Here is a 16,455-nt window from a genome sequence, read left to right as displayed (position 1 = left end):
CCCCCCCCCCAAAACCCCGCTCCGCATCAGATGCCTCCGGCGGATGCTGGCTCCGGGTCAGGGGCGCGGGAGTGTTACCCCGGCAGCGAGATGTTGAGCTTCTCGCCGACGCGGCGGTAGCCGATGCCGGCGTAGATGCGCTCGACGGTCTCGTCGGCGGGCTCGAGCCAGACGAGGCGGTAGCCGCGGGCGTGGGCCAGGGCGGTGACGTGGGCGGAGAGGGCGGCGCCGATGCCGCGGCGGCGGAAGCGGGCGGCTACGGCGACGCCGCCCAGCTCGGTCATTCCGTCGACGGGGGCGGAGCAGGTGCCGCCGCCGGCGGGCTCGCCGCGGTAGCGGGCGAGCACGACGATGCCGCCGTTCTCGTAGACGCGGCGCGCGCCGGCGCCCGAGCCCGGTTCGGGATCGCCCGGCTCGCCGAAGGCGTAGTGCTGGATCGCGGCCAGCGCGTCGAGGTCGTCGTCGCTGCGCGGCTCGCGGAACTCCAGGCCGGGCAGGGGCTCGGGGACGGCCAGGTTCTGCGGCCGGCAGGCCAGGACGGGCGGCCGGTCCTCGATCTCGAAACCGGCGATGAGCAGGGCCTTCTCCACCGCGGGGGCGCAGGCGGGCAGATACTCCAGGCGCGGCTTGCGGTCGTGCTGCCGGAAGGCGGCGATCAGAGCCCTGATCTCGTCCTGGGTCGGCTCGGCGTGGTCGTCCGGGATGGCGTAGTTCGCGAAGGGGCTGGCCCAGCTCAGGTTGAAGCGGCAGACGAACGGCCCGACCCGGACGTGCGCGGGCGCGCGCAGGGCGAGGGTGCGGGCGTGGTGCTGGACGTCGAAGTCCACTGTGGTGAATCCTTCTGTTGGCATGCGGAAATAAACATACATGCCGCCGAAGTCGCGCTCCCGGTGCACGGCACGAGGCGCGGGTGGTGCTAGGACTGTCGGCGGCGCTTCGAGGCGAAGGCGCGGACAGGCATTGGCAACTCCTGAATCTGGAACCTTGTTGATCCGAACGGGGAGATCCTGCCAGGGCGGTACGGCGCGGCGCAAGATGTTTTCCCCGCCGAGTACGAGGGCTCACATGGGTGCGCGGGGGAGCGCGGCCGGAGGTCTCACGCTCCGGGGCGCCGCCGCCACACCTTGCGGGCCAGGGACTTCGACATGTCGCCCGCCGTCAGCCGCTGCTCGCTCGGCCGCCGGTCCTCGACCTCCTGCGGGCGCGCCAAGCCCTCGGGCGTCGAGCCGGTGCGCAGCTCGGCCTCCGGCATCACCCCGCCGAGGATCCACGCGTGCTGCCGGTGGATCGAGGCGACCAAGGACGCCCGCTCCCGCGCGTCCGCCAGCGCGCCCTTCGGCAGCCACTCGCCCGACTCCCAGCTCGCGGCCGTGACCGCCGGGACCCCGGCCGCGGACGCCGCCGCCGCCAGTTCCGCCAGCCGCGGCCGACGCGCCGCGTCCTGCCGCAGCCCCGCCGCTATCAGCTCCCTGAGCGCCTCGGGACAGTTGCCGGTACTCGGGCTGAGGATGTCCCCGGGATCGCCCGCCACCGACCGGCCGGTCGCCGCGAAGTAGAGGATCTCGGCGACGTCCCGCACGTCCTCCGCGAGCACCGCCTCGCCCGAGGCGTAGCGGCCCGGGATCTCGTCGAGCAGCAGGCTCGTGGTGCCCTCCCCGCCGCCGCCCTCGATCTCCACCCGGGCGAACCCGAGATCGACCACGCGCGGGCCCCGCGTGGTGAGCACCACGTCCGCCGGTATCAGACCCCTGCCGGACAGGCCGACCAGGTGCAGCTCGCCGACCACCTCGGTCAGGGCCAGGGCCAGCCGGCGCACGCCCTCCCGGGGCAGCGCGCCGTACCGGAAGACCGCCTCGGCCAGCGAGGGCCCGGGCTGGTACTCCGTCGCCTGCCACAGCTTGTGCTGCGCGAACCCGGCGCCGAGCACCGGGGCCACGTACGTGTTGCGCGTCGAGCGGGCCACGGTCACCGCCCGCAGGAACCGCGCCCGCGCCTTCGGATCCGAGCCCACGCCGAAGCGGAACACCTTGACCGCCACCGCCTGCCCCGCGGCCGTGTACGCCAGGTACGTCCGGCCGCGCAAGCCCGTCGCCACCATCGCCCGCAGTTCGTACGGGCTGACGTTCTTCGGCGCGTCGGACCCGACGGGTTCGAACGCGAAAGACCCCACGCGACTCACCATCCAGTTGTCAGTGAAGCGGAGCTGACCCGCAAGGCGGCCGGCGACCCAATGAATACCAGGTGCGGCCGCCGCCGTGCGCACCGGTATTGCGACACGCCTCGGGGACGCTGTGTGTCCGGCCGCCTACCGGCCCCGCTCAGCGTACGACCCTTGCGACGTCCGGCGCGAGGATTCGGCGGACCCGGCCGGCGTCGAAGCAGCGGAACGGCCGGACGCGCGGATCCGGCGGGCCCGGCTGGCGTCGGCGAAGTGCCGGAACGCGATAACCTCTTCGACGAAACACTGTCCGAGTCGTCGACTCCGGCTCGCGGACGGCAACCCTCCATCGGGCGAGCGAAGGGACGGACCCCACGGTGTCGGCAGGAGCAGTCGTCGGACTGATTTTCGCGGTCTTCTTCGCGATCGGGGTGGCCTTCCTCTGCGTGGTGCTGCTGCGGCTCGCGCAGGTGCTCAGGGAGACGAAGAACCTCGTCGCGGGCATCAGCGAGAAGACCACGCCGCTACTCGGCGAGATCACCACCACGGTGGTGACGGCCAACGAGCAGCTCGGCAAGGTGGACGTGATCACGGACAACGTCTCGAACATCTCCACCAACGCCTCCGCGCTCGCCTCCACCTTCTCCGCGACCGTCGGCGGTCCGATGATCAAGGCGGCGGCGTTCTCCTACGGCGTGCGCTCGGCGATCGCCAACCGCCGCCACGCCGAGGTGGAGAAGCGCGTCAAGGGCGAGATCAAGGCCGCGCGCAAGGCGAAGAAGGGGGCCTGACGCCGTGATGAAGCGGGTTTTCTGGGTGGCCCTCGGCGCCACCGTCGGCGTCGTCGTGGTCAACCGCGCCGCCAAGGCCGCGAAGAAGCTGGCCCCGGGCAACCTCGCGGGCTCCGCGAGCGGCGTGCCCGGGAGGATCTCGGCCGCCTTCCAGGACTTCACCGAGGACGTGCGTTCCGCGGCCGCCGAGCGCGAGTTCGAGCTGTACCACACGCTCGGTGTGGACACCGCCGAGCACGACAAGCGGGCCTGATCTTCCCACACCGATTAAATCGGTCATCGCCCGTCGCCCCGGGCTGGAACAATAGCCGTAGCCCCCGTGAAAGGGCCGGGGCCTACGTAAACCAACGCCGTCTAGAGTTGTGAGCGAGAGGTAGTTCTCATGGACTCCGCAGAGATCCGTCGCCGCTGGATCGACTTCTTCGTCAAGCGCGGGCACGCCGAGATCCCCTCCGCCTCGCTCATCGCCTCCGACCCCACCCTGCTGCTGGTCAACGCGGGCATGGTGCCGTTCAAGCCCTACTTCCTCGCGGAGGAGCCGCCGCCTGCGCCGCGCGCGACCAGCGTGCAGAAGTGCGTGCGCACTCCGGACATCGAAGAGGTCGGCAAGACCACCCGGCACGGCACCTTCTTCCAGATGTGCGGAAACTTCTCCTTCGGCGACTATTTCAAGGAAGGCGCGATCACCTACGCCTGGGAGCTGCTGACCGGCTCCGTCGCCGAGGGCGGCTACGGCCTCGAGCCCGAGAAGCTATGGATCACCATCTACCTCGACGACGACGAGGCGCACGAGATCTGGAACAAGAAGATCGGCGTCCCGGCGGAGCGGATCCAGCGCCTCGGCAAGAAGGACAACTTCTGGTCGATGGGCGTGCCGGGTCCGTGCGGCCCGAGCTCCGAGATCAACTACGACCGGGGCCCGGCGTACGGCGAGGAGGGCGGCCCGGCGGTCAACGGCGAGCGCTACCTGGAGATCTGGAACCTGGTCTTCATGCAGTACGAGCGCGGCGAGGGCACCTCCAAGGAGGACTTCGAGATCCTCGGCGACCTGCCCGCGAAGAACATCGACACCGGCCTCGGCCTCGAGCGGCTCGCCACCATCCTGCAGGGCGTCGACAACCTCTACGAGATCGACACCTCGCGGATGATCCTGGACAAGGCCGCGGAGCTGACCGGCACGGTCTACGGCAAGGAGCACAAGACCGACGTCTCGCTGCGCGTCGTGACCGACCACGTCCGCACGGCGCTGATGCTCATCGGCGACGGCGTCACCCCGGGCAACGAGGGCCGCGGCTACGTGCTGCGGCGCATCATGCGCCGGGCCATCCGCAACATGCGGCTGCTCGGCTCGACGGCGCCGGTCATGGAGACGCTGATCAACACGGCGATCGAGGCGATGGGCCCGCAGTACCCCGAGCTGGTCACCGACGCCAAGCGGATCCTCGCGGTCGCGGTCGGCGAGGAGGCGGCCTTCCTGCAGACGCTGCGCACCGGCACCGGAATCCTGGACAACGCGATCGACGCGGCCAAGTCCAAGGGCGCGACCTCGGTCGGCGCGGCCGAGGCCTTCCAACTGCACGACACCTTCGGCTTCCCGATCGACCTCACCCTGGAGATGGCGGCCGAGCAGGGCCTGTCCGTGGACGAGGAGGGCTTCCGCCGGCTGATGGCCCAGCAGAAAGCCAACGCCAAGGCGGACGCGAGGGCGAAGAAGACCGGGCACGCGGACGTCTCGGCGTACCGCGCGCTGCTCGACGCCGCGGGCAGCCCCGAGTTCACCGGCTACCGCGAGACCACCAGCGAGGGCACGGTCAAGGGCCTGCTGGTCGACGGCGCGGTCGCGGGCAGCGCGGGCAGCGGGGACGAGGTCGAGCTGGTGCTGGACCGCACCCCGTTCTACGCGGAGGGCGGCGGCCAGCTCGCCGACCACGGCCTGATCCGGCTCGGCAACGGCGCGCTGGTCGAGGTGCTGGACGTGCAGAAGCCGGTAGGCGACCTGATCGTGCACCGCGCGATCGTCCGGGACGGCGAGGTGACGGTGGGTCAGGGCGCCGAGTCCGTGGTGGACGTGGCGCGGCGCGCCGGGATCTCCCGGGCGCACACCGCGACGCACATGGTGCACAGGGCCTTCCGCGAGCTGCTCGGCGATACCGCGACGCAGGCCGGTTCGGAGAACTCGCCCGGCCGCTTCCGCTTCGACTTCGCGCACCCGCAGGCCATCCCGCAGTCGGTCCTCGCCGACGCGGAGCAGCTGGTCAACGAGGTGCTGCGGGACGATCTCGCGGTGACCGCGGAGATCATGTCGCAGCCCGAGGCCAAGGCCATGGGCGCGATGGCGCTGTTCGGCGAGAAGTACGGCGACCGGGTCCGGGTGGTCTCGGTCGGCGAGTGGGCGCACGAGCTCTGCGGCGGCACGCACGTGCCGAACACCGGCCGGCTCGGCCTGGTCAAGCTGCTGCACGAGTCCTCCATCGGCGCGGGCGTGCGCCGGGTCGAGGCGCTGGTCGGCTCGGACGCGTACAACTTCCTGGCGCGCGAGCACGTGCTGCTCGCGCAGATCTCCGAGGCGGTCAAGGCGCGGCCCGAGGAGCTGCCGGAGCGGATCAACGGCATCATCGGCAAGCTGCGCGAGGCGGAGAAGGAGATCGCCTCGCTGCGCGCCGGTCAGGTGCTCGCGGTCGCCGGCGAGCTCGCGGCGAACCCGGCGGACCTGCGCGGCGTGGCGTATGTGGCGCACCGCGCGCCCGACGGCACCACCGCGGACGACCTGCGCAAGCTGGCACTGGACGTGCGCGCGCGGCTCGGCGGCCGGCCGAGCGTGGTCGCCGTGGCCTCGGTGGCGAACGGCCGTCCGGTGGTCGTGGTGACGACCAGTGAGGCGGCGCGCGAGCAGGGCCTGAAGGCGGGCGCGCTGGCCAGGACCGCCGCGCAGACCCTCGGCGGCGGCGGTGGCGGCAAGGACGACATCGCCCAGGGCGGCGGCACCGACCCCGCGGCGCTCGACCGGGCGCTCGAGGCGGTCGGTCGGCAGATTCTGAGCTGATTCGAACCGTGCTGACAGGCTGACGCGGCGTCACGGCGTCATCCTCGATGCGTGTTTATTGAGCGGACAGGTCCCCCTCCATGCGACGCTGTGGCATGGAGGGGGTTTCCACATCCGCGGAAGACGATGCTGGAACGGAGCGGACAGTGAGACCGGGCAGAAGGCTGGGCGTGGACGTCGGCGCGGTGCGCATCGGCGTCGCCGTGTGCGACCCGGACGGGATGCTCGCGACCCCGGTGGAGACCGTGTCGGCGGGCGACGGCGACCTGGCCAGGCTCGCCGAGCTGGCCGCCGAGTACGCCGTCGTCGAGACCGTGCTCGGACTGCCCCGCTCGCTGTCCGGCGCCGAGGGCCCGGCGGCGGCGAAGGCACGCGCCTTCGCGGATCGGCTCGCCGGTAAAATCCAGCCCATTCCGGTGCGTTTGGTCGATGAGCGGTTGACAACCGTGACCGCGACCCGTGGACTACGCGAGTCGGGTGTGCGCGGCCGTAAGAGCCGTGCCGTGGTGGACCAGGCCGCCGCCGTGGTGATCCTGCAGAACGCACTCGATACCGAGCGCGCATCCGGCAGACCCCCCGGTACGCTGGTCGGCCTGGGGCAGGGCTCCGCCGACGACGGTGCGGCCCCCGTGAAGGAGAGCGAATGAGCGACGGCGGTTGGTACGGCTACCCCCCGCAGGAGCCGGACCCCTACTCGCAGCCGCAGGACTATGGCAACGCTCCGCAAACTCCCGAATACGACCAGTACGGCCGCCCGATTCAGCCGAGCCCGCAGCACCGGCAGCACTACCAGCAGCAACAGCCGCAGGGTCAGCAGCCGCAGCAGCCGCACCCCCAGCAGCCACAGCAGCAGTACTCCAGACCCGAGCAGCAGTACTCCACCCCTGAGCAGCAGTACGGCGGCCCCGAGCAGCAACAGCGACCGCGGCCCCAGCAGCCACAGCAGCCGCAGGGCCAGGCCCCGGGCCAGGGCCAGCCGCAGTACCGGCAGCAGCGTCCGCCGCAGCGCCCACGGCAGCAGCAGCCCCAGCAGCAGGCGCAGAACCCCTACTTCCAGCAGCAGCAACAGCAGCGCCAGCAGCAGGATTACGGGTACGACCCGAACGCCGGGTCCGGATCGTACGGCAGCGGGTACGAGGGCTACCCGCAGCAGGGTTATGACACCGGCGGCTACCCGCGGCAGGACTACGAGCGCTCCGGCTACGACACGGCCACCGGCTCGGCCAGTCCCGGATACGGCTCTGCGGCGAGCTACGAGGCCGCGTCCTACGGCTCAGGGTCCTATGACACCGGCAACCCCCGCGGCGGCTACGGCAGCGGCGGCCACGCCTCCCAGCCCCAGCCCCAGTCTCAGCCCTCGTACTCCGCCGGTCGCGACCCGTACGCGGACCTCTCGGAGCTCGCCGAGGAGCCGGACGAGTACGAGTACCCGAGCCGCGGGCGCCGTCGCGCGGGCGGCACCGGCGAGCAGTCGCAGGTGAGCGACGACGGCCGTCTCGGCCTGCTGGGCGAGGACTCCGCGAACGAGTCCCCGGCGTCCCCCGGCGTGGACGAGGACGACGAGGACGGCGGCCGGCGCAGGGGCGGCCGCTCCGGCGGAAAGCAGAAGGACAAGGACAAGAAGGCGCGGCGCAGCTGCACGGTCATCTTCCTGTTCTTCGCGCTCATCGCCGGCGGCCTCGGCTACGGCGGCTACCAGGGCTACAACTGGTACGAGGCGCACTACGGCCCGCCCGCCGACTACAACTCGACCAGTGGCATCTCGGCCACCACGATAGTGACCATCCCGTCCGGCGCGGGTGGCACGGAGATCGCCCAGAAGCTCTACGCGGCGGGCGTGGTCAAGAGCGAGCGCGCCTTCATCGAGGCCTGCAACAACAACTCGCAGTGCCCCAACATCCAGGCGAACACCTACAAGCTGCACGAGCAGATGAGCGCCGCCGCCGCGGTGACCGCGATGCTGAACTCGAGCAACGTCTACAACAAGTCGCAGCTGCTGGTGAAGCCGGGCGAGCGCGCCGCCGACGTCTTCACCGACCTCGAGCAGAAGACCAGCTGGACGCAGGCGCAGATCGTCTCCGCGATCAACAGCGGCCAGATCGACCTGCCCAGCTACGCGACGGCCAAGACGGCCGCGAAGTACCCCTTCGCCAACATCGAGGGCTTCCTGTACACCGGCACCTACCAGCTGCCCGGCTACAAGACGCCGACCGCGCTGCTCAAGGCGATGGTCGACCAGCAGGTGGCGATGTTCAACGCGGTGGGCCTGACGCAGAAGGCCTCCTCGCTGAACATGACGCCGTACCAGGTGCTCACCGTCGCGTCGATGGCCCGGGCCGAGGCGGGTTCCGACCCGTCCGACCTCGCCAAGATCTCGGGCGTCATCTACACCCGGCTGAAGAACTCGAACTACTCGAAGCTCGGTTTCGACACGGCCACGCTCTACGGCCTCGGCCGCACCGAGCCGCAGCCCACCGCCGCCGAGCTCGCCGACAAGTCCAACCCGTACAACCTGCGCGTGGTGCGCGGCCTGCCGCCGGGCCCGATCGACAGTGCGGATCAGCCCTCGCTGATGGGCGCGCTCTCGCCGACCGACTCGACCGACGTGTACTTCTGCGCGGTCAACGGCGCGATCCACTACGCGTCGAACGACACGGCGTGGGCCCAGCTCGGCAAGCAGTACCCGGGCAACTGCGGATGACGACCGCGAACCGCCGCGCCGCTGTGCTCGGTTCGCCGATCGCGCACTCGCTCTCGCCGGTGCTGCACCGGGCCGCGTACGCGCGGCTCGGGCTGTCCGGCTGGACGTACGGTCGGCACGAGGTGGACGAGGCCGCGCTGCCCGGCTTCCTCGACGGGCTCGACCGCGACGAGGGCTGGTCCGGGCTGTCCCTCACCATGCCGCTCAAGCGCGCGGTCATCCCGTTGCTCGACGAGGCCGACCCGACCGCGCTGGCCGTCAATGCCGTCAATACCCTGATTTTCCGGGCGGACGGCTCCCGGTACGGCGCGAACACCGACGTCACCGGGCTGGCCGCGGCGCTGCGCGAGCGCGGGGTGACGGCGGTTGGCGGCGCGGCCGTGCTCGGCGCGGGGGCTACCGCGGGCTCGGCGCTCGCGGCGTTGTCGGAACTGGTCAAGGGCCCGATCACGATCTACCTGCGCAACCCGGCCAGGCTCGCCGAGTTCGACACGCTGGCGCGGCACTTCGGGCTCGAGCTCGACCCGCGGCCGTGGGCTGAGGCCCAGGCGGCCGCCGAATTCGAACTCGTCGTCAACACGACGCCGGCGGGTGCGGCGGACGAGCTCGCCGGGCGGTTGCCGGAGCGCGTCGGGACGCTCTTCGACGTGATCTACCATCCCTGGCCGACGCCGCTCGCCGCCGCATGGGCCGAGCGCGGCGGCGCGGTGCTCGGCGGGCAGGACCTGCTCGTGCATCAGGCGGTCCGGCAGGTCGAGCTGATGACCGGCGTGACGGGCCGCGCGGCCGAGATCCTGGACGCCATGCGCGAGGCCCTGGCGGCCGACGCGGCGTCCGCGGAAGCCGACGCGGACCAAGACTCAGACGCAGAGCTCTGAGTCCGCGGCGCGACAGCCTGAGGCGAGGCACCGACCCCGAGTCACGCAGAGCCCTGAGCCCCGTCGTCAGCTCGCGAGCCGGTGCGGCGCGATGCCGAGCAGCTCCCCGCCCGCCGCCAGGCTGACGGTGAAGGTGCCGAGGCCGCGCGCGCTGACCACGATGCCCTCGGCGCTGCGGCTCCAGTCCCAGCCGTGGTGCTCGACGTATCCGAGCACGCAGTCCGACGGGTCGTCCTCGAACTTGTCGGCACCCTCGGTCAGATAGTGGACGACGGCGTCGAGGTCGGGCTTCGCGTTCGGGATCGACTCGTCGAAGGCCAGGTAGTAGACGCGGTTCTCGTCGCTGAACGTGTGCCCGAGATAGCCGCGCGCCCCCGCCACGCCCATCGCGGTCCAGGCCAGCATCTCGGCCGCGATCTCCGGGTCGTCCGCGTCCGCGATCTCGGCCAGGTTCAACACCGGCTCCGTCAGCTCCTTGATACCGAGCCGGTCGCCCTGCTCGCGCAGCCGCCGGACCCGCTCGGTCAAAGCGGGATTCGCCGACCACGCCTCGGCCTCGGCCCACGCCCAGACCCAGCGGCCGCTCTGGTCGAGCCGGCCCAGCGCGTCCACCGTGAACTCCCGCCCGGCCTGCCGGTAGCGTCCGCTCTCGTGGTCCACCGACCACTCGTCGACCGGCATGAAGTCGAGGAAGGCCTCGATCTGCTCGTACACCCAGGCCGCGTGCCGATTGCCCGCCGCGGTGAACGCCGGGCTGAAACTCTCGCCCTCGACGAGCTCCTCGGCCCCGGCCCCGGCTGCGGGCTCGGACTCCGCGACCGCTCCCGCCGCGGGAGCCCCCGCGGCCCCGGCCGGCTCCGGCGTCCACAGACCAGGTTCCGCTGGCTTCACCTCGGGCGCGGCGACAGGGGCAGGGTCGGCCGCCGGGGCCGGGGGAGTCGGCGCGGGCGCCGCCGGCACCCCGCTCGCCGCGTTCCGCCTCGCCGCGGCCAGGTGCTGCAGCATCTGCGCCGCCGCGGCCTGCCGCAGGTCCTCGGCCACCGACGGCATCCGGAAACCACGTGCCCTGATGTGCTCGACGAGCTCGACCTGCGGAGGCAGGTGGTAGCGGTGCAGGTAGTAGCCGACCGCCGCCGGCCAGATCCACTCGCCGTCCGTGTGATACGCGCGCGGCACCACCAGACCCGCGCCCGGGGACATCTCGTCCTCGCCGGTCTTCGTCGTCGCCAGCGCCACCGGAGCCTTCGTCAGATACGCCGTGAGCGCACCCAGCTCGCCGGGGTCGACCTGCGGCCGGTTGATCAATACCCCGCCGCTCGGCCCCCGCCCGTCGAAGACCTCCGCCACCAGTAACCGCCGCGAAGAGCCTTCAGGCTCCGCACCTAGTTGCCCGCCACTCACGCTGAGGACTCTCCTCGCCACTGTCTCAACGTCCGACACCTCGCGAATGGACAGTTTACCGAGGGCCTACCCGTTGGTGTCCATCGTCGCGGGCAGCCGGACCGCGACAGGGTCCCCGGGCTGCAGCCGCAACTCCTCCGCGGCCGAGTTCGTGTTGCGGGCCAAGGCGAACAGACCCGCCGAGTCCAGATATCCGACCGCCTCACCCGGACGCACGTCCGCGTGGCTACGGCCGAACGGCACCTTCACCACGCCGATCCGGCAGTGCACCTTCAACGTGTCGCCGACCCGCAGCCCCGCGGCCTCGAAAAGCCCGGCCTCCAACGTCGTCTGCACCGTTCCCCAGCGGTCCACGCTCAGCACCTCACCCTCCAGCCGATGCGCCGTCAGCCGCGAGACCGGCTTGGGCAGCTGCACCAGCGCCTCGATCGGCACCTTGGGCCCGAGCACCGTCGGATCCAGGCCCCCGGCCAGGTGCGCGGCCACCGGAGCGAACATGTCCCGGCCGCGGAATGTCGAGGACACCGGCTGCCGCAGGTACGTGCGCGCGGTGATCTCGAACGCCGCCTCCGCCCCGCCGAGCGCCTTCGCGGCCGGCAGCAGCAGGCCGTTGTCCGGGCCGACCAGCACGGTACGCCCGGCGACCACGGCCAGCGCGCGCCGCCGAGTGCCCGCCCCCGGTCCCGTCGCCGGATCCACCACCGCCAGCAGCACCCCCGGCGGCAGGTCGGGCGCGGCCTGCGCGAGCAGCGCGGAGCCCCGGCGCAGATCGCCGGGCGGCACCTCGTGGCACAGGTCGATCACCCGGGCCGTGGGCGCGGTCGACGCGATCACTCCGTGGCACACACCGACGTGGCAGTCGCTCAGACCGTAGTCGGACAGGAAGCCGATCCAGGAGATCCCCGCGGTCGCGTTCATTGAGGCACCGTAGTGCGTCCACGTGGCCGCGACGTGGACCGGCGGTGAACCGTGCAGGGGCGAGTCGTGCACCGGACAGGCCCGGCCTGGTCACGCGCTGTGACTTGACGGGCATGCGGACGTGTCCGGATCGGGTCCGTCCCCGTGTGGGATGATCGGGGCATGTTGCGATGGCTCACCGCAGGCGAATCCCATGGTCCGGCCCTCGTCGCGATCGCGGAGGGACTACCCGCCGGGATCGAGACCTCGACCAAGGACCTCGCGCACGCGCTGGCCCGGCGACGGCTCGGATACGGCCGCGGCGCCCGGATGAAGTTCGAGCAGGACGAGGTGACGGTCCTCGGCGGCCTGCGCCACGGACTGACCCAGGGCGGCCCCTTCGCCGTGCAGATCGGGAACTCGGAGTGGCCGAAGTGGCGCACGGTGATGGCCGCCGACCCGGCCGAGGGCGTCGGCGAGCTCGACGACCTCGAGCCCGGCACCGCGAGCCAGGCCCGGAGCGCCGCGCTCACCCGGCCCCGTCCCGGCCACGCCGACCTCGCCGGCATCCAGAAGTACGGATTCACCGAGGCACGCCCGGTACTCGAGCGCGCCAGCGCCCGCGAGACGGCCGCCCGCGTGGCACTCGGCGAGGTCGCCCGCGCGTTCCTGAAGCAGGCCGCGGACGTCGAGCTGGTCTCGCACGTCGTCGAACTCGGCCCGATCAAGGCCCCGGCCGGCCTCGTCCCGCAGCCCGCCGACGAGGAGCGGCTGGACGCCGATCCGGTGCGCTGCCTGGACGCCGACACCTCCGCGCGGATGGTCGCCGAGATCGACCAGTGCCACAGGGAGGGCGACACCATGGGCGGCGTCGTCGAGGTGCTGGCCTACGGCCTTCCGCCGGGCCTCGGCAGCCACGTGCACTGGGACCGCAGGCTGGACGCGCGCCTGGCCGCCGCCCTGATGAGCATTCAGGCGATCAAGGGCGTCGAGTTGGGCGACGGCTTCGAACTCGCCCGCGTCCGCGGCTCGCAGGCGCAGGACGAGATCGAGCCCGGGCATCCCGGCGTGCACCGGAAGAGCGGGAAGTCGGGCGGCACCGAAGGAGGCATGTCCACCGGCGAGGCGCTGCGCGTGCGCGCCGCGATGAAGCCGATCTCCACGATCCCGCGCGCCCTGGCCACCGTGGACGTGGCCACCGGCGAGGCCACCACCGCGCACCATCAGCGTTCTGACGTGTGCGCCGTGCCCGCGGCCGGGATCGTGGCCGAGGCCATGGTCGCGATGGTGCTGGCCGACGCGCTGCTGGAGAAGTTCGGCGGCGACAGCGTGGCCGAGACCCGCCGCAACGTACAGGCTTACCTCGCCGAACTCGACGAGCGCGGGCTGGGGGTGCACTGATGCTGCAGCGGCCCCTCGCCGTCCTCGTCGGCCCGCCCGGATCCGGCAAGTCCACCGTCGGGGCGGCGCTCGCCGAACGGCTCGAAGTCCCGTTGCGCGACACCGACCAGGACGTCGAGACGCTGACCGGAACGACCATCGCCGAACTCTTCGTCGACCGCGGCGAGGAGTACTTCCGCGAGCTCGAGTCCGAGGCCGTGCGCGCCGCCCTCGAGTCGCACGGCGGCGTGCTCTCCCTCGGCGGCGGCGCCATCCTGCGGCCCGAGACCCGCAAGGCCCTGGTCGCGCACTACGTCGTCTGGCTCGACGTGAACGTGCCCAGCGCCGTCAAGCGCCTCGACATGAACGTCGCCCGCCCGCTGCTGCTCGGCAACGTGCGCGGCCGCTTCATCGCACTCGACCGCGAGCGCCGTCCGCTCTACGAGGAGATCTCCACCGTCCACGTGGACACCAGCGAGATGAGCATCGAAGAGGTCGTCGACGAGCTGTGCGGCCGGATCCCGCACGGCACTAAGGAGTCCTGAAGCCTTGAGCACCACGCGCATCCCCGTCGGCGGCGACTCGCCCTACGAGGTCGTGGTCGGCCACGGCCTGCTCGACGAACTGCCGAAGATGCTCGGCGAGAAGGTCGCCCGGGTCGCGGTCATCCACCCGAAGGCCCTGGCCGCGACGGGTGAGGCGGTGCGCGCCGACCTCGCCGCGGCCGGCCTGAAGGCGATCACCGTCGAGGTCCCGGACGCCGAGGAGCAGAAGTCGGCGCAGGTCCTCGCGTACCTGTGGACCGTGCTCGGCCAGTCCGGCTTCACCCGCACCGACGCGATCGTCGGCGTCGGCGGCGGCGCGACGACCGACCTGGCCGGGTTCGCCGCGGCGACCTGGCTGCGCGGCGTGCGCGTGGTGCAGATCCCGACGACCGTGCTCGGCATGGTGGACGCAGCCCTGGGCGGCAAGACCGGCATCAACACCACCGAGGGCAAGAACCTCGTCGGCGCGTTCTGGCCGCCCGCCGGCGTGCTGTGCGATCTCGGCGCGCTGGAGTCCCTGCCGCGCAACGACTACGTCGCCGGGCTTGCCGAGGTCGTCAAGTGCGGCTTCATCGCCGACCCGCGCATTCTCGAGCTGATCGAGAGCGACGTCGAGGGAGCGAAGTCGTTCGACGGCCCGCACACCCAGGAGCTGATCGAGCGCGGGATCCGGGTCAAGGCCGAGGTCGTCTCGCAGGACCTGCGCGAGTCCGGGCTGCGCGAGATCCTCAACTACGGCCACACTCTCGGCCACGCCATCGAGCGCAACGAGCGCTACCAGTGGCGGCACGGCGCGGCCGTCTCCGTCGGCATGGTCTTCGCCGCCGAACTCGCGCGGCTGGCCGGACGGCTGGACGAATCCGTCGTACGCCGCCACCGCGACGTGCTCGGCGCGCTCGGCCTGCCGATGAGCTACGACGCCGAGGCCTGGCCCAAGCTGCTCGAGACGATGCGCATCGACAAGAAGTCGCGCGCCGACGTCCTGCGCTTCATCGTGCTGACCGACCTCGCGAAGCCGACCGTGCTGACCGGACCGGACATGCAGCTGCTGGTCGGCGCGTTCGGGGAGATCTCGCGTTAGCCGCTAGACTCGAGTGATTAAGCATTCCCTCTAGCTAGGAGTCACCCGGCCGTGGCCTCGACCAACGACCTCAAGAACGGCATGACGCTCAACCTGGACGGCGAGCTCTGGAACGTCGTCGAATTCCAGCACGTCAAGCCCGGCAAGGGCCCGGCCTTCGTGCGTACCAAGCTCAAGCACGTGCTCTCCGGCAAGGTCGTGGACAAGACCTTCAACGCCGGCATCAAGGTGGAGACCGCGAACGTCGACAAGCGCAGCATGCAGTACCTCTACAAGGAGGCTGCCGACTTCGTGTTCATGGACCTGGACACCTACGACCAGATCCACGTCTCGGGAGACACCGTCGGCGGAAACGCGGACTACCTGCTGGAGAGCGCCGAGGCGATGGTGGCCACGCACGACGGCGTGCCGCTGTACATCGAACTGCCGGCCGCGGTCGAGATGGTCATCACCTACACCGAGCCCGGCCTGCAGGGCGACCGCTCCACCGGCGGCACCAAGCCCGCGACCGTCGAGACCGGCGCCGAGATCCAGGTACCGCTGTTCATCTCCACCGGCGAGAAGGTCAAGGTGGACACCCGCGACGGCAAGTACCTCGGCCGGATCAACAGCTGAGAACGCTGACGAAACCGAATACGCGGCGACGAGTGATCTGAGACGGAATAGTGGCAACTCGCAACAAGGCACGCCGACGCGCGGTGGAGATCCTCTACGAGGCCGATCTGCGCAGCGTCAGTCCGTCGACCGTGCTCGCCGACCGGATCGCGCGGGTGCAGCAGCAGACCCCGCAGGACTCGGATCCGCGGATCGGCGAGTACGCGGTGGAGCTCGTGGAGGGCGTGGCCAGGCATCAGGAGCGGATCGACTCGCTGATCGAGACGTACTCGGTGGGCTGGCCGCTGGACCGGATGCCGGCCGTGGACCGGAACGTGCTGCGCCTCGGCGTCTACGAACTGCTCTGGCAGGAGGACGTGCCGGACGTGGTGGCCATCGACGAGGCGGTCGGCCTCGCGCAGCAGCTGTCCACCGACGAGTCCCCGCAGTTCGTGAACGGCCTGCTCAACCGCATCATGGAGCTCAAGCCCTCACTGCAGCGCTGAGCCCTCGCGACCCATTCCGCTTCGCCCGCCCCCGGATTTGACGGTGGCGTGCGAAGCGCGTAACGTAGTCCAACGTCGCCAAGAGCGGATGGACCGGGTTCCCGGCCGGACGCGGTGCGATATGAGCAGTGCGGTCCATTTACTCTGTGAGCTGAGATCCCCGTCGGCGGAGTCGGCTGGGATCGGTTTTTCGTCGCCCTTTCGGGTGGTACGGAAAACCCCGGTGGATAAAGCCTCCGGGAAAGTCTGCTAGAGTTAAGGACATCGCAAGGGAAACCGCGCGAAAACAGCAACAAAATCGAAGTGGCGCCGGTCGTCGAAGCGGTTCTTAGGGATCGTGGTAGGCGGTGAGTGTGTCTGTTTCTTGAGAACTCAACAGTGTGTCATTTGTCTATGATGCCAAATGTTTTGTTTGGCTGATTTGATCCCGACCTCCGTCGGGATGTTGATTGGCCAGGTATGGAATTCTTTTTTGGAGAG

The 16,455-nt window shown here is 70.9% G+C and carries 15 protein-coding genes; 11 read left to right on the top strand and 4 right to left on the bottom strand.

The window, feature by feature from the left end:
• Positions 1 to 74 precede the first annotated feature (74 nt).
• Together VG296_RS30420 and VG296_RS30415 are read right to left on the bottom strand one after the other, a co-directional pair.
• A complete protein-coding gene (locus VG296_RS30420) occupies positions 75 to 827 on the bottom strand; it encodes a GNAT family N-acetyltransferase (protein ID WP_325571946.1) in 753 nt (250 codons plus the stop codon).
• Between the two features lie 269 nt (positions 828 to 1,096).
• Entirely contained in the window at positions 1,097 to 2,170 is a 1,074-nt protein-coding gene (locus tag VG296_RS30415; protein ID WP_325571945.1) for a hypothetical protein, read from the bottom strand.
• A 365-nt stretch (positions 2,171 to 2,535) separates the two neighbouring features.
• Between VG296_RS30415 and VG296_RS30410 the strand changes: the two genes are divergently transcribed.
• From VG296_RS30410 to VG296_RS30385, 6 genes are all read left to right on the top strand, one after another.
• Positions 2,536 to 2,949, top strand: coding sequence for a DUF948 domain-containing protein (locus VG296_RS30410; protein WP_325571944.1), 414 nt, complete (start codon positions 2,536 to 2,538; stop codon positions 2,947 to 2,949).
• A 4-nt stretch (positions 2,950 to 2,953) separates the two neighbouring features.
• Positions 2,954 to 3,202: a hypothetical protein gene (locus VG296_RS30405; protein ID WP_325571943.1), complete on the top strand. Its 249-nt coding sequence runs from the start codon at positions 2,954 to 2,956 to the stop codon at positions 3,200 to 3,202.
• Positions 3,203 to 3,331: 129 nt separating this feature from the next.
• On the top strand, positions 3,332 to 5,992 hold the full coding sequence (gene alaS / locus VG296_RS30400; protein WP_325571942.1) for an alanine--tRNA ligase: 2,661 nt from the start codon (positions 3,332 to 3,334) through the stop codon (positions 5,990 to 5,992).
• 95 nt (positions 5,993 to 6,087) lie between these two features.
• Entirely contained in the window at positions 6,088 to 6,639 is a 552-nt protein-coding gene (gene ruvX / locus VG296_RS30395; RefSeq protein WP_349259761.1) for a Holliday junction resolvase RuvX, read from the top strand.
• Positions 6,636 to 8,693: an endolytic transglycosylase MltG gene (mltG, locus tag VG296_RS30390; RefSeq protein ID WP_325571940.1), complete on the top strand. Its 2,058-nt coding sequence runs from the start codon at positions 6,636 to 6,638 to the stop codon at positions 8,691 to 8,693. Before ruvX ends, mltG begins: the two co-directional genes overlap by 4 nt.
• Complete coding sequence (locus VG296_RS30385) at positions 8,690 to 9,571, top strand: shikimate dehydrogenase (RefSeq protein WP_325571939.1); 882 nt, start codon at positions 8,690 to 8,692, stop codon at positions 9,569 to 9,571. The genes mltG and VG296_RS30385 overlap by 4 nt, the downstream gene beginning before the upstream one ends.
• A 66-nt stretch (positions 9,572 to 9,637) precedes the next feature.
• Here the strand turns inward: VG296_RS30385 and VG296_RS30380 are convergent, their stop codons facing one another.
• Both VG296_RS30380 and VG296_RS30375 read right to left on the bottom strand, forming a co-directional pair.
• Entirely contained in the window at positions 9,638 to 10,918 is a 1,281-nt protein-coding gene (locus VG296_RS30380) for a DUF6882 domain-containing protein (protein WP_325571938.1), read from the bottom strand.
• 120 nt (positions 10,919 to 11,038) lie between these two features.
• Positions 11,039 to 11,890, bottom strand: coding sequence for an SAM-dependent chlorinase/fluorinase (locus VG296_RS30375; protein ID WP_325571937.1), 852 nt, complete (start codon positions 11,888 to 11,890; stop codon positions 11,039 to 11,041).
• Positions 11,891 to 12,052: 162 nt separating this feature from the next.
• Here VG296_RS30375 and aroC point away from each other — a divergent pair, with 162 nt between their 5' ends.
• The 5 genes from aroC to nusB are packed head-to-tail and all read left to right on the top strand — an operon-like array spanning position 12,053 to position 15,975.
• Positions 12,053 to 13,270, top strand: a complete 1,218-nt coding sequence (aroC, locus tag VG296_RS30370; RefSeq protein ID WP_325571936.1) for a chorismate synthase — start codon at positions 12,053 to 12,055, stop codon at positions 13,268 to 13,270.
• Entirely contained in the window at positions 13,270 to 13,794 is a 525-nt protein-coding gene (locus tag VG296_RS30365) for a shikimate kinase (RefSeq protein WP_325571935.1), read from the top strand. Before aroC ends, VG296_RS30365 begins: the two co-directional genes overlap by 1 nt.
• A gap of 4 nt (positions 13,795 to 13,798) precedes the next feature.
• Entirely contained in the window at positions 13,799 to 14,875 is a 1,077-nt protein-coding gene (aroB, locus tag VG296_RS30360) for a 3-dehydroquinate synthase (RefSeq protein WP_325571934.1), read from the top strand.
• Positions 14,876 to 14,926: 51 nt separating this feature from the next.
• On the top strand, positions 14,927 to 15,490 hold the full coding sequence (efp, locus tag VG296_RS30355) for an elongation factor P (protein WP_325571933.1): 564 nt from the start codon (positions 14,927 to 14,929) through the stop codon (positions 15,488 to 15,490).
• A 50-nt stretch (positions 15,491 to 15,540) separates the two neighbouring features.
• Positions 15,541 to 15,975 carry a transcription antitermination factor NusB gene (gene nusB, locus VG296_RS30350; protein ID WP_325571932.1) on the top strand — a complete coding sequence of 145 codons (435 nt, stop codon included), beginning with the start codon at positions 15,541 to 15,543 and terminating at the stop codon, positions 15,973 to 15,975.
• Positions 15,976 to 16,455 lie beyond the last annotated feature (480 nt).

It is taken from the genome of Actinospica sp., from assembly GCF_035552695.1.
Taxonomy (GTDB): Bacteria; Actinomycetota; Actinomycetes; order Streptomycetales; family Catenulisporaceae; genus Actinospica.
Note: the sequence above shows the minus strand (reverse complement) of the source record. Positions and strands in the feature narration are given on the sequence as shown.